Source organism: Anaeromassilibacillus senegalensis (assembly GCF_001261775.1).
In the GTDB taxonomy this organism is placed as follows: Bacteria; Bacillota; Clostridia; order Oscillospirales; family Acutalibacteraceae; genus Anaeromassilibacillus; species Anaeromassilibacillus senegalensis.
This window is the reverse complement of sequence record NZ_LN868537.1, coordinates 607,663-621,604: the sequence shown is the minus strand read 5'-3', so window position 1 is coordinate 621,604 and position 13,942 is coordinate 607,663. Positions and strand designations below refer to the sequence as shown.

Here is a 13,942-nt window from a genome sequence, read left to right as displayed (position 1 = left end):
ACAGTATGGATAAAGATACCGCAAAACAGCAAATACAGGAATTGACTGCACAGATTAACTATCACAACCAAAAATATTATGTGGAAGACGCGCCGGAAATAGACGACTACGAATATGATATGCTGTACCGCCAGTTACAGCAGTTGGAAAACGAGCATCCAGATCTGATTGTACCGGATTCTCCCACACAGCGGGTGGGTGGCGCTCCATTAAATACGTTTGAAAAGGTGGAGCATACTGTTCCACTGGAAAGCCTGCACGACTCTTTTTCGGAAGAAGAGCTGGTGGACTTTGACCGTCGTGTTCGTGGCGTGGTAGAGGAACCCCTTTATATTGTTGAGCCCAAATTTGATGGGCTTTCTGTGGCCCTGGAATACCGGGACGGCCTGTTCGTGCGGGGATCCACCCGGGGAGATGGCTTGGTGGGAGAGGATGTGACGGAAAACATCCGGACTATCCGCACCGTGCCGCTGAAGCTGAACCGCGAGATTCCTTTTTTAGAGGTACGCGGCGAAGTCTATATGTCCCATGAAAGTTTTTATATGCTGGCGGCGCGCCAGGAACTGAATGATGAAAAGCCATTTAAAAATCCGCGAAATGCGGCGGCCGGTTCCCTGCGGCAAAAGGACTCCCGGGTAACGGCGTCCCGCACTTTGGATATTTTTGTCTTTAATATTCAACAGGTCAATGGTATGGAATTGCATTACCACGACGAGTCGCTGCATGCATTGAAAGAGCTTGGCTTTACGGTTCCGCCGTTTTATAAGGCCTGCCATACCATACAGGAAGTCATCGAGGAAGTCCATCGGATTGGAGAACTGCGTGGATCCCTGGGATATTCCATCGACGGCGCTGTCATCAAGGTGAACTCTTTTGCGCAGCGTGAGCTATTGGGCAGCACTTCCAAATTTCCAAAGTGGGCGGAAGCTTATAAATATCCGCCGGAGGAAAAAGAAACCAAGCTTCTGGATATTGAGATTAATGTGGGACGTACGGGCGTATTGACACCAACCGGTTTGTTTGAACCCATCACGCTGGCCGGTACGACGGTCAGCCGCGCGACACTGCACAATCAGGATTTCATTGCGGAAAAGGATATCCGGGTAGGCGATACCGTTGTTTTGCGAAAGGCAGGCGAGATCATTCCAGAAGTGGTTTCCGTCGTTGCACATGAACCGGATTCCGAACCCTACCGCATACCGGAAAGCTGCCCTTCCTGCGGCGGCCCCGTTGTACGGGAGGAAGGGGAAGCGGCAGCACGCTGCACAAATTCGGAATGTCCCGCGCAGCTGCTGCGCCATCTGATCCACTTCAGCAGCAGGGACGCAATGGATATTGACGGTCTGGGTCCGGCTGTTCTGGAACAATTGGTGGAACAGGCGCTGGTGTCGTCTCCTGCGGACCTGTACACGCTGAAACAGGAACAGGTGGAAGCTTTGGAGCGCATGGGGGAAAAGTCCTCCCAGAATCTGATCGATGCAATAGCAAATTCAAAAGAAAACGATCTATACAGGCTGATCTATGCGTTGGGGATACCGCACATCGGCTTGAAGGCGGCAAAGCTTTTATCCGCACATTTTCGAACAATTGACGCTGTTTTCCAGGCTTCGGAAGAAGAGATCGCGGCGATTGACGGTTTTGGCGCGATCATGGCGGAAAGCGTCCGGCAATATTTTGATTTGTCCAGCACGGCACATCTGATTGGACGACTGCGTGACGCAGGCGTCAACATGTTGAGTAAAACAGAGGTCAGCGACAATCGTTTTGCCGGCAAGACCTTTGTTCTGACAGGAACGCTGCCGACGCTGACGCGTTCGGAAGCAACGGCGATCATAGAAAAGCTGGGAGGAAAAGTGAGTGGCAGCGTCTCAAAGAAGACCGGTTACGTACTGGCGGGTGAAGAGGCGGGAAGCAAGCTTTTAAAGGCGCAGCAGCTCGGCGTCCCCATTCTCTCGGAGGACGAGTTTCAGCAGATGATTTTATAAAAAATACCACGCAGAACAAATTCTGCGTGGTATTTTTTATTACATTAAGAAAGTGCTTGGGTTTTCCACTTCTAAACGTAACAAAAAATTATGTTCTGTCAGGTTAACTGGAATGCAAGCGAAAAAACCGGTATGATACAGCTGTTTAAAAAATATATTTATTGAAAAAGTGAATTCATCCATTAGTATGATCAGGTGCGTAATAATAGGACAAATTATTTGTTTTATTTATGATATATGGTATAATGTTTCTACAAATAGCTGCTGGTTTTTAGGGACAATGATACAGAAAGGAGATGACGATTTACAGCTATTTGAAAGAGGAAATAAAGAATGGAGGAAAGATATGAAGAAACAATGGAAGGTTTTACTTGCCATGCTGCTGGTTCTTCAGATGATTTTGCCGGGGTCAATTTTAGCAGGCGCCGTAGCAATATCACCGGAAAGCTCCGGCTACACACAGGATCTGGACGGAGATTTGACCGGGCAGGATGTTGTGATCAATCCGGTTGACTTTGGAGCTGATCCAAGCGGAAAAGAGGACAGTGCAATTGCCATTTGGGACGCGTTTGAGGCGGCTCGCAAGGCGACAGAAAACGGCGCTGCTTCCGTTACAGTAAGCTTCCCGAAGGGTGAATATCACGTTTACAAGGATTACGCACAGAAGCGGGAATACCACACGTCCAACACCAACAGTACGGACCATCCGATAAAGCCGATTGGTATTCTGATTGAAAACCAGAAGGATTTTACCATGGAAGGTAACGATTCTCTCTTTATGATCCATGGCAACATGATGGCATTGGCCGTCGTAAAGTCTGAAAACGTCACTTTGCATGATTTCTCCTGGGATTTCGCTGTTCCGACTGTCTCTGAAATGAACGTCGTTGGAATGGGAACCGATGGCAGTCCTTACACTGATTTTTACATTCCAGCTTGCTTCCCCTATGAAATATCCGGGAACACTCTGGTATGGCATAGCGAAAAGAGCCCCTATACCGGCCAGTATTATTGGACGGAAAGAGGCATTCATAACGCATATTCGGTCGTAGCGTATCAGCCGGAAGAGGAAATGTCCCGCGCTTACTTTACCAATCAGGGACCGTTCCAAAATGCGACCAGAATTGAACAGCTGGAAAACAACACCGTTCGTATTTATTATTCCTCCCGTCCCGCCATGCAGAAGCAGGGAATGATTTTTGAGCTGTGCAGCTCCGCGCACCGTGAGACCGCCGGCGCATTCTTCTGGGAAAGCACAGACGTCGTTGCAGACAGCATCAACGTTCACTTTATGCACGGATTCGGTTGGCTGACGCAGATGTGCACCAACGTGTACTACCGCAACTGCAACTTTATGCCGAGAGAAGGCACGGGCAAACATACGGTCAGTTATGCGGACGCGATCCATGCGTCCGGTGCGGCAGGTGATTTCGTTATTGAGAACTGCAATTTTGCCAATTCTCATGACGACCCAATCAATATGCACGGCACGTTTACCCGCGTGGAGCGGAGGATTGACGATTATACCCTGCAACTGAACTATATACATGCGCAACAGGGTGGTTTCCCGCAGTTCCATGTAGGGGATAAGGTTGTCTTCTATACCAGAGACCTGCTCACCTCAACCGACAATGAAACGGAGTATACCGTTTCTGAAGTGGTTTCCGACCCGGGAGAAAACGGCAACAATTTGAAAACCATGGTGGTCAAATTTGCGGAAAAACTTCCGGAGAATCTTTCAGACCGGATCAGCGGCCAGCCGCGCTATGTATGTGAAAACGTTACCTTCGCGCCGAAGGTGACAATTCGCGGGAACACTTTTAAAAATGTCACGACTCGCGGCATCCTTTGCACCACAAAGAATCCGGTCCTGATTGAGGATAACACATTCTTGAACATGTCCATGGCGACCATTTATCTGTCCAACGACTCAGACGAGTGGTATGAATCCGGACCGATCCGGGACATGACCATTCGCAACAACGAATTCTACATCAAGTCCATCGGCAGAACCTCCTGGGAGTATGCGCCGGCCATCTATATTCACCCGGTGACAAAGGGCGGCGGACTTCCGGACCCCAACGAGGCGATTCATAAAAATATCACCATTGAGGGCAATACGTTCAACATGGACCTTGACTGTGTCGTCAAGGCGGAGAGCGTGGAAAACCTGACCATCAAAGATAATACCGTGCTTCGCTATAATCCGGATGTGCAGCTTGCTGTCAGCGCCGATACGCAGACGCTGCAGCCTGGCGCTTCTGTCAAATTGACAACGAACGCCACTGCAAACAGCAATACCGGAACGGCGGGACAGGGGAACACCCCCAATAACAGTTACGACAATCTGTATGAGTTTACAAAATGCAAAAACGTTGTAATTGAAGGAAACACCTACGATGACGGACTGAAAAAGTATGCAGTCCTGCGCAACGCGGCGGACAGCGCGGATGAAATCCACGTGGCCAATGATCCGACCATCGTAACGCGCAACCGTAACGAAGCACCTTCTGAAGCATTGCATGTACAGTATGCGACTACGGACGCTTCAATCGCAACGGTCGACGAGTCCGGCCTTGTTACGGCTTTGAAGCCCGGAGCGGTAGACGTGTATGCGTACTATGAATGGAATGGTTCCGTGCTACATTCGGAGCCGATCCGTATCACCGTGGAAGGAACCGAAGCGCCCAAGGCCAGCAAGGTGACAATCGCGGGAGAGGACAATATTCGCCTCGACACCATCGGTGCGACGCATACGTTTACTGCTTCTGTAGAGGGCGCGGATGCAACGCCGTCGTGGACAGTGACAGACTTTAAGACCGGTGGAGCAACCGGCAGTGCAAGCATAGATGCCAACGGTGTTCTGACCGCACAGGCTTCCGGTATTGTCACCGTCAAAGCATCTGTCGGAGAAGTCAGCGATACCCGTACAGTGATCATTTCCCCGCTGCATTTTGACGCACTGCGTCCGGAGTTCTCCATTGTACGTGAGAACACAAACGATTACGCGATCGACACGGCGGGCGAGAATCTCACCATGGTCATGCGGAATACGGACTTGTACCAACAGGACAACAACGCGCAAGTGTTCCTGTATGACGTTCCCTCCGGTGTGGACAAGGACGATCTTTGGACAGCCGTCCATGTGGACAACCTGCCGGTCAAAAAGGCGAACTCCTGGGATACCGCGTCATTCCTGCTCTACAAGGACGACGACAACTATGTGACCATTGGAAAGAAAAATCATTTTAACGGCTTTGCGGTTGTAAATGAAAAGAACAGAGTCGCAAATGAAATCGGAGAAACAGGTACAGCAAATAATGCGGTTACCTCCGCAGATTTGGCGTTCCATAAATCCGGGAATACAATCAAGATGTATTACAAGGCGAACGGCGGCCAATGGACAGAGTGGAGCGGAACCGGCGGCGTCTCCGCAATCACAGATGCCACCATTGGAAACAGCTTTAAAATCGGTTTTGCCGTGTGGGGCGGCATTGGAGCCGGCACCCAGGTGCAGTATTCTAATTTCCGCGTATCGGACGGCACTTCTGTTTCCTCCGCTGCGGATCTGGATACGCTGACGTCTATCCCCTTTAAGGGTTACGACAATCAGGCGCCTTCTGTAACGGAGCTGGCGTTTGAGCAAGCGTCGTACACCGCGGGTGATACCGCGCGCGTAACCTATCGCTACAGCGATCCGGAAAACCACGCGGAAGCCGGTTCCCTCTATCGTTGGGTATTGAAAGACGCTGCCGGCAACACTTCCGTACAGGTGACGGACGAAAACGCCTACACCGTCGGCGCTGCCGGTGAACTGACTTGTACAGTATATCCCGTAGACGCGTACAACGCCATTGGAAGCGCGGTTTCCAGCACAGTGACCGTTGACAAGGCGCCGCAGGCCGACCTGGCGCTTAGTGCGATCACAATCAACGATGTGCTTGTAAAAGATTTTGCAGCAGATCGGTTCGCTTATGAAGCCAAGGTACCCAGCACGGTTTCCACTGTGAAGTTGGGCTATGTAAGCAAAAATGCGGGTGAGGGCAGCATTGCTGTTCTGGTGGATGGCGAAGAGCAGTCCGGCCTGTCAAACAGCGACAGCCTCAACATTCCGGTGGGAAGTACCGTAACCCTGCGCCGCGATGCAGACCATACATATACGGTGAAGCTTGTCGAAGCAAAAAACAGCGCGGTTGCCATCCAGGAAATTTCTGTTCCAGAGATTGGGTTCGATGTGAGCGCGCCCATATCGAACAGCAGCCTTACTGTGGTAGATGCGAACAAGAAATACGTGACTCTGCAGGTTTCCGCGGCACTGAACGGCGGGGAACTGGCGATCACCAAAGACGAAGCGCGGACGCCGCTGAACGTAGTGGATAACGGCGACGGAACCTATCATGCGGATGTCGTTCTGCAGCCCGGAATCAATTCCTTTTACGTAAAAGCGATTGCAGAGGATGGTATTTTTGAGGAGCAGCGAATGGTACATATTACGCGCAAGGCCGGTACCAATGCCTCCCTATCCGGTATAACGGTGGATGGAGAAGCGCTGGCAGGCTTTGATCCAGATGAAACAGAGTACCAATACGTTCTCCCGAATGCCAACAAAGCTTCTATCGACCTTGAAGTAGCTTTAGCCGACAAAGAAGCGACCTGTTCCATCACGGTCAACGGTGTAAGGACAGAAGGGACAAGCGTTTCTGCGGACGACCTGAAGATCGGCTTGAATACAGTCATCATTGCAGTAAAAGCCGATGACGGAATGACTACCCGCTATTATACCCTGACTGTTACGGCGCCCAACGACGCCAATGCAAAACTTTTGAAGCTCCAGGTTGACGGCGCTTCGCTGTCTTCCGCGTTCCAGCCGGATGTGTTCGCTTATGGCCTGAATATCAAGGCTGACGCACTGACTCTTACGGCGACGGCTCAGGAAAAGGACGCTACAGTCATCATTAACAGCAACGGTACTCTGCGCGTAGGCACAGGCTCCGCCGCCTTCACCGGCGCGGCTGTCTATGAAGGCTCCAACGAGACCACCGTTACCGTTATCTCTCCGGACCACACCAGTACGGAGGTTTACCGTCTTAACGGAGACGCCGAGCCGATGCAGTACGCGTCCGACCTCACCTATGAGAGCGGGAGTACCGTTGGCTATGGTTCCATTCAATTGGATAAGAGCAGCGCCGGCAACACGCTTACCCTCAGAGGGGAAAACGGCGAATCGGTCCCCTATGAAAGAGGTATCGGCACGCATGCCGACTCCACTCTTATCTACAATATCGACGGCGCTGGCTATACTCGGTTCCAGGCGTTTGTAGGCGTTGACCAGGAAGTAGCAACAGACGCGGGTAATTATCCAAACCTGGTCTTTGAGGTCAAAGTCGACGGCGTAAGCCTGTTTAAGAGCGGGACGATGTACGTCGAAACGCCGCAGGCGGAAATTGACGTCGCCATTCCGGCAGACGCAAAGGAAATCCGTCTGATTGTCACACAGGCACTGAACTCCAACTGGAGCGCACATGCGGACTGGGCGGATGCAAAATTCAGCAAGACGCTTTCAGAGCGTCCTCAGACCGACCGCACCGCGTTGAACGAAGCTATTATGGAAACATTGCAGCTGGATCCGGAGCAGTATACACAGGATTCCTGGAATGCTGTGAAAGAAGCGCTTGCAGTGGCTGCAAACCTGGCAGAAACCGCGGCACAGGACGATATCGACCGCGCAGCGGAAGCGCTGTCTGCGGCGATTGACAGCTTGGACAAGCCGGTACAGGGAACACACATGGTAATTGTCACCTATCCGGGCAATGCGGTCCTGCAGTCTGTAGAGGGTGAGGCGGAAGAAATCCTCTCTGCAAACGGTATCTACTCGGCGAAGGCGGAAACCGGTGCGCAGCTGACGTTCCAGTTTGTGCCTGCTTACGAGAACCGGACCTTCACCTCCGCTCTGCTGGGAGAGCAGGCAATTGATTTCTCTGCGGAACTTTGCACGTACACATTTACCGTCGGAAGCGAGGACGCCAAGTTGAACTTTGTGTTTACGGTTGTCGACCGGCAGATTCTTCGCACGATGATCGAGCAGGCAGATCTGCTTGACGGCGGAGAGGAATACTTGGACGCGGTTTTGACCGTACAGAAGAAGTTTGACGCTGCACTTAAAGCGGCGAAAGAAGTAGACAAGAAAGCAGACGCTACACAGGAAGAGATTAACCAAGCCTGGAAGGAACTGCTGGATGCGATCCACCTGCTTAGCTTTGCCGCCGGTGATCCGGCTGAACTGAACCATCTGCTGGAAATTGCAGAGGGTCTGACGGAAAGCGATTTCACCGCTGCTTCCTGGGAAAATCTGCAAACCGCTGTTGCCGAAGCAAAGGAAGCGGTTGACACGGATGAACCCCTTGCGGCAGAGCTTGAAAAGGCTTATGATGCCCTGTATCAGGCAATGATCGATCTGGAATACAAAGCGGACAGAAGCGTTCTGGAAATGCTGATTGCACAGGCGCAGGAGATTCGTGAAGTTCTGGAGGACGAGTATCTGGAAACCGGCAGAAAGGCGTTCCTGGACGCGTTGGATGCAGCGGAAAATCTGGATCAAGACGCCAACCAGAAGGCTGTTGATCAGGCTGCTTCGGATCTCTATACGGCAATTGCAAATCTGCGGTTGATTCCGGATAAGACGGCTCTGGCAAAACTGGTTGAAAAGGCTGCGCAAATCGATACCTCCTGTTACACGCCGTCTAGTGTTGCCGCATTCAAAGCGGCGCTGAATTTGGCGCGTACGGTCCTGGCGGGCAATACATACAGCCAGGCGGAGGTAAACAGTGCTCATGATGGCCTGAATCTCCGGATTGACGGCCTGAAAGAAAAGGACACCAGGAAAACAACTTCCAGTAGTACCGCAAACGTACGCACTGACAATACCTATGGAGCAAACGGCACGGCGCTGGTGAATGCCGCGCAGAGTGTTTCCACTGCTCCGTATGTGATCTCCGATACGACCCTACCGTTCACCCTGAACAGAGGAACTGCTTATTGCTTTAAGATGACCGTTGTAAACGGAGAAGCGGCGGCTCCCAGCTTTACAGTTGGCAACGGCGGCGTTTTGAAGACGCAGTTTGTCGCAAAGATTGGCAACGCGTATTACTACCGCGTTTGGGCGACCGGAGCACCGGGCGCCAGCACAGGCGTCTATACGCAGCTGCCGGGTCAGGAACCGCGCAAGCATTGCGAGGTAACCGTCGCCTAAATGTGCGTGTGCCATACCTACCCATCAATAAAATCCTAATAGATGGAAAATGTCCCCGCGCAGCGAACTTGCTGTGCGGGGACATTGCTTTTTATGAGCGCTTTTATACAGTTGCGAGATCCAATTGAAACCAAAGCATTCTTTTAATGGGTGGTCTTCTTCGCTAAAAAAGTCTATTTTCAATCTTATCTTACAAATCAGCGTTTCTTTCTAATTGCAAAAAAGCGGCAACCTCTTGAAACAACCGGTCCCGTTCCGTGCCAAGTGTACAGACATGCGGACTGTCCGGCAGCGTATACAGGCGTTTATTCGCGGAGGCGGTTTGCCGCAAGATCATTTCTGCACTTTCCGGGCATACCGTGGCGTCCTTGCCCGCACGTACAATCAACAGCGGACAATGGATATTTTTTAACTGATGCCGGGCCTTTTTCATCAGGATATTGAGCTGCTCAATACTGCGCAGCGGGGTACAGTCATAGCAGGCATTGTATTCCTGCAAAAACCCAGGGTCCGATTCGCGTGCTCTTTCCGTATAATACCGCATGATAGGGCGGACATATCTGGCAAAGCGGCTGGCGTGGTTTTGGACCTTCAGTGCCGCACAAACAGGTACGGTTCGAGCTGTCGGACGCGATGCCGCCACCAGAAGCGCCAATGCGCCTCCCATGGAAAGACCGACAACGCTGACGCTGTCGCACGTCTGTGCCAGCCGGTCATACCCCTTCTGTGCGGCGAAGAGCCAATCCCTCCAGGAGCAGCGCTCCATGTCCGCGGCATTTGTTCCATGCCCCGGAAGCAGAATGCCTTCCACCCGGCAGTCATACCGCGCGAGATACGCGCCCAGCGGCAGCAGGGTGCCGGGCGTCGCAGTAAAGCCGTGGATCAGCAAAACGCCGTTCCGGCTGGATTCGTTAAACGAAAAGGGCCGGCAGAGCAAATTTTGCGAGAGATCATTCATACAGAAACGCCTTCTTCGTCTTCCAATGTTGTGGAAACCGTCTTCTTAGGGCCAAACCGCAGAAAGGACGGCTTTACCTCGGAGAGCAGGATTGCGGCAAAAATCAGGACAAATCCAACCAGGATCCGTGGTGTCAGCTGTTCATGCAGGAATATCGCGCCGCAGAGACAGCCAAACACGGATTCCAATGACATGATTAATGACGCTTTGGAAGCTGGGACATATTTTTGACAAACAGTCTGCAACAGTAGCGCGATCATTGTGCTGAAAACGCCCAGATATAAAATAAAGTTGATGGAATCCTGGCTGATACTGGTGGGAATCGGTTCCATCACCAGGGAGGTAACGCCTGCAAACAGCGCCGCAAAGATAAACTGCGTGATGGAAAGCAGAATAGGATTATGCTTTTGGGTTAAAATAGCAGCAGCCACAATCTGTGCGGTAAAACCAATGCCGCCGAGGAGCGAAAAAGCATCCCCGGTGTTGATGGAAAAGTCTGCGTTCAGAGACAAGAAGCCGATGCCGACCATACAGATCACCGCGGCGGAAACATTGTATCCGTCCGGCTTCTGTTTTTTAACAACCCAGTATAAAAAGGGAACAAGTACAACATAGATTGCCGTCAGAAAAGCGTTTTTTCCCGCTGTTGTATATTTTGCGCCCAGAGTCTGTAAATAAAACGCGATATAGTACAAAAATCCGGAAAGGATTCCCGCTTTTACACAGCCCTTGTCAATCTCCTTCAGCTTTTTAAAAAAGATGACACACATCAATACGGCGGCGATACCGAAGCGGAGCGCGACGATTGCCGCAGGCTCCAGGCTGCCGGTCGCGCTTTTCACCACAACAAAACCGCTGCCCCAGATGATCGTAACCAGCAGCAGGCCAAATTCCGAGAGAACCGATTTCTTTTTCGCGTCCAAAAATACCCCACCCAATCCATTTTTATAGCATGCGAATGCAATGCCCTGATTATAGCATTTCAGCGATTTAAAGACAAGTTCGTCAATCGACAAAATTCATGCATAAATAGTCGTTCCCTTTGCATGTTCATAGATTTTTCAAGGATTCTTTCTTTCCTAACAGCAGGCAGTGTGCTATAATAGATTCTGACTTTAACATGGAGATGATGGAATGATAGGAATTGAGCAGCGTACCATCTGTGACGGTGTCAATTTTAGAAGCATCCGTGATAACAAATTTAAAACCGTTCGCATGTCCGTACACCTGATCGTACCGATGAGTCAGGCCACGGCGGCGGAAAACGCTCTGGTGCCGTTCCTGTTGAGCCGCGCCAGCCGGGAATATCCCGACTACACAAAGCTGGGCCAGCGCCTGGCAGAACTGTATGGTGCGTCTTTAAACGCGGACGTTCAAAAGCTGGGAGACCTGCAGGTACTGACCATCTCCGCATGCGGCCTTGCGGACCGGTATGCATTGGATGGGGAGTCAATTTCCAGAGAGCTGGGAAATCTCCTTTGCAGCATCCTGTTTGACCCGCCGTTTGAAGACGGCCTGTTCCCGCAGGATGGATTTGAACAGGAAAAACGCCAGACCATCGAATTGATCGATTCGGAATTTAATGACAAGCGCACCTATGCGCGCCAGCGCTGCGAAGCGCTTATGTGCAAAAACGAGCCGTTTGGGATTAACCGGTACGGAAGCAAAGAGGATATATGCAATTTGCAGCGTCCCGCAATCACTGATGCATGGAACGCTTTGATTCGCCGCGCGCGCGTGGAGGTAACAGTTCTTGGCGATTGTGATCCGGAGCCGGTATATGAAGGCTTTTCCCGTGCATTCCGGCAGGCAGGACGCGATTCGGTCGTCAGCTGTCCCAATGCGGTAGTACGCCAAGCGGATACCGTCAACGAAGTCACTGAAAAAATGGATGTAGCACAGGGGAAACTGGTGCTGGGCTTCCGGACGGGAACGGCGATGCCGGAAGAGGCGGTGCCGGCGGTCAAACTGATGACCGCGCTGTACGGCGGAACGCCGAATTCCAAGCTGTTTTTGAATGTCCGCGAAAAACTGAGCCTCTGTTATTATTGCAGCGCACAGTTTAACAGCATGAAGGGGATCATGCTGGTGCAAAGCGGCGTGGAAACGGAAAACATGCAGAAGGCCAGGGAAGAGATCCTCCGCCAGCTGGACGAGGTAAAAAAGGGCAATTTTGACGACAGCGAGATGGAAGCGGCCAAAATGAGCCTGGCGAACAGCTACCGCACGTTATCGGATTCTCTCGGCGGGCTTGACAACTGGTATCTTTCGCAGACTTTTGCCAATCAGATTCAGCGGCCGGAAGAGGCGGCTGCCTGCATCAATGCCGTTACACGGCAGGAACTCATTGATGCGGCAAACCGGGTCACCTTGGACACCGTCTATTGCCTGGTTGGAAACGGGGAGGATGCACAATGAATATGATCAGAGAAGTAAAGAGTGCCCGCGTGGGAGACCGGTATTATGAAGTCAAACATCCATCCGGCCTGCGCATCTTTGTGTATCCCAAGGAGCAGAACAACTCCACCTATGCGGTGTTTGGAACCAAATACGGCTCTGTAGATACAACATTCAAACGCTCCGACGAATCGGAGGCCTGTACGGTACCCGAGGGAATCGCGCATTATCTGGAGCACAAGCTCTTTGAAAGTGAAGACGGCGATGCCTTTGCGCGCTATGCAAAAACAGGCGCAAACGCAAATGCGTATACCTCTTTTGACGTCACCTGTTATCTGTTCTCCTGCACAGAAAATGTCTATGAGTCATTGGAGATTCTTCTGGACTTTGTACAGTCCCCGTATTTTACCGAGCAGACCGTTCAAAAAGAACAGGGTATCATCGGTCAGGAAATCCGCATGTACGACGACGATCCCCAGTGGCGCGTCATGTTTAACCTGCTGGAGGCATTGTACCACACCCATCCGGTCAAAATTGATATCGCGGGTACAGTGGAAAGCATTGCGAAGATTACGCCGGAGCTTTTATACCGTTGCTATCATACGTTCTACAACCTGAACAATATGGTTCTCTGTGTGGCCGGTAACGTCGATGTCAACAAGGTGTTGGAGCTCTGCGATAAACTGCTGAAGCCCTCTGCGCCGGTAGAGATCGAGCGTATCTTTGAACAAGAGCCGCGTGAAATTGTAAAGCCATATGTGGAGCAGAAGCTTTCCGTTGTAACGCCGCTGTTCCAGTTGGGCTTTAAAGAAGACGCGGGGAACCGCCGGCGTACGGCAAAGGAGCTGGCAGAGATAGAGATTCTTTTGGAGGCGATGGCGTCCGACGCTTCCCCTCTGTTCCGCAGGCTTTTAGACGCAGGACTGGTCAACGAATCCTCCTTTGGATACGAGTATTTTGAAGGCCCCGGATACGCCAGCGTGATTTTCTCCGGCGAATCCAAGGACCCGCAGCGCGTGGCGGAGGAGATCAAAAAAGAGGCGGAGCGGCTGCGCCGGGAAGGTTTGGACGAAGCATCGTTCCAGCGCTCCAAAAAGGCGTTGTACGGCAGGACTGTTTCCGCCTTGAACAGTGTGGACAGCATTGCCAATTCCATGGCCTCCTTTGCGTTTACAGACCGGGAGCTGTTCTCCTACATCGATGAAATCGCCAACGCGGATTTGCAGTCGGTGCAGCGCCGGCTGGATTCCCAGCTTCTGGCGGAATACGCCGCGCTGTCCGTTGTAAACCCGGCTGAATAAGAATATATTTTGAACCGCCAGGCTTCCCGCGCGAGGCTTGGCGGCTTTCCTG

At 51.7% G+C, this 13,942-nt stretch carries 6 protein-coding genes; 4 read left to right on the top strand and 2 right to left on the bottom strand.

The window, feature by feature from the left end:
- The first annotated feature begins 5 nt into the window (after positions 1–5).
- Positions 6–1,985 carry an NAD-dependent DNA ligase LigA gene (gene ligA / locus BN2106_RS08635; RefSeq protein WP_050698145.1) on the top strand — a complete coding sequence of 660 codons (1,980 nt, stop codon included), beginning with the start codon at positions 6–8 and terminating at the stop codon, positions 1,983–1,985.
- Between the two features lie 346 nt (positions 1,986–2,331).
- The gene (locus BN2106_RS08630; RefSeq protein WP_050698144.1) at positions 2,332–9,234 is read left to right on the top strand and encodes an NPCBM/NEW2 domain-containing protein; all 6,903 of its coding nucleotides are present in this window, start codon (positions 2,332–2,334) and stop codon (positions 9,232–9,234) included.
- A gap of 190 nt (positions 9,235–9,424) precedes the next feature.
- On the opposite strand, the gene BN2106_RS08625 is transcribed toward BN2106_RS08630, so the two are convergent.
- On the bottom strand, positions 9,425–10,192 hold the full coding sequence (locus tag BN2106_RS08625; RefSeq protein ID WP_050698143.1) for an alpha/beta hydrolase: 768 nt from the start codon (positions 10,190–10,192) through the stop codon (positions 9,425–9,427).
- Positions 10,189–11,115 carry a DMT family transporter gene (locus BN2106_RS08620; RefSeq protein WP_050698142.1) on the bottom strand — a complete coding sequence of 309 codons (927 nt, stop codon included), beginning with the start codon at positions 11,113–11,115 and terminating at the stop codon, positions 10,189–10,191. The genes BN2106_RS08625 and BN2106_RS08620 overlap by 4 nt, the downstream gene beginning before the upstream one ends.
- 211 nt (positions 11,116–11,326) lie before the next feature.
- Here BN2106_RS08620 and yfmF point away from each other — a divergent pair, with 211 nt between their 5' ends.
- Both yfmF and yfmH read left to right on the top strand, forming a co-directional pair.
- Positions 11,327–12,610, top strand: coding sequence for an EF-P 5-aminopentanol modification-associated protein YfmF (gene yfmF, locus BN2106_RS08615; protein ID WP_050698141.1), 1,284 nt, complete (start codon positions 11,327–11,329; stop codon positions 12,608–12,610).
- The gene (gene yfmH / locus BN2106_RS08610) at positions 12,607–13,890 is read left to right on the top strand and encodes an EF-P 5-aminopentanol modification-associated protein YfmH (RefSeq protein ID WP_050698140.1); all 1,284 of its coding nucleotides are present in this window, start codon (positions 12,607–12,609) and stop codon (positions 13,888–13,890) included. Before yfmF ends, yfmH begins: the two co-directional genes overlap by 4 nt.
- Positions 13,891–13,942 lie beyond the last annotated feature (52 nt).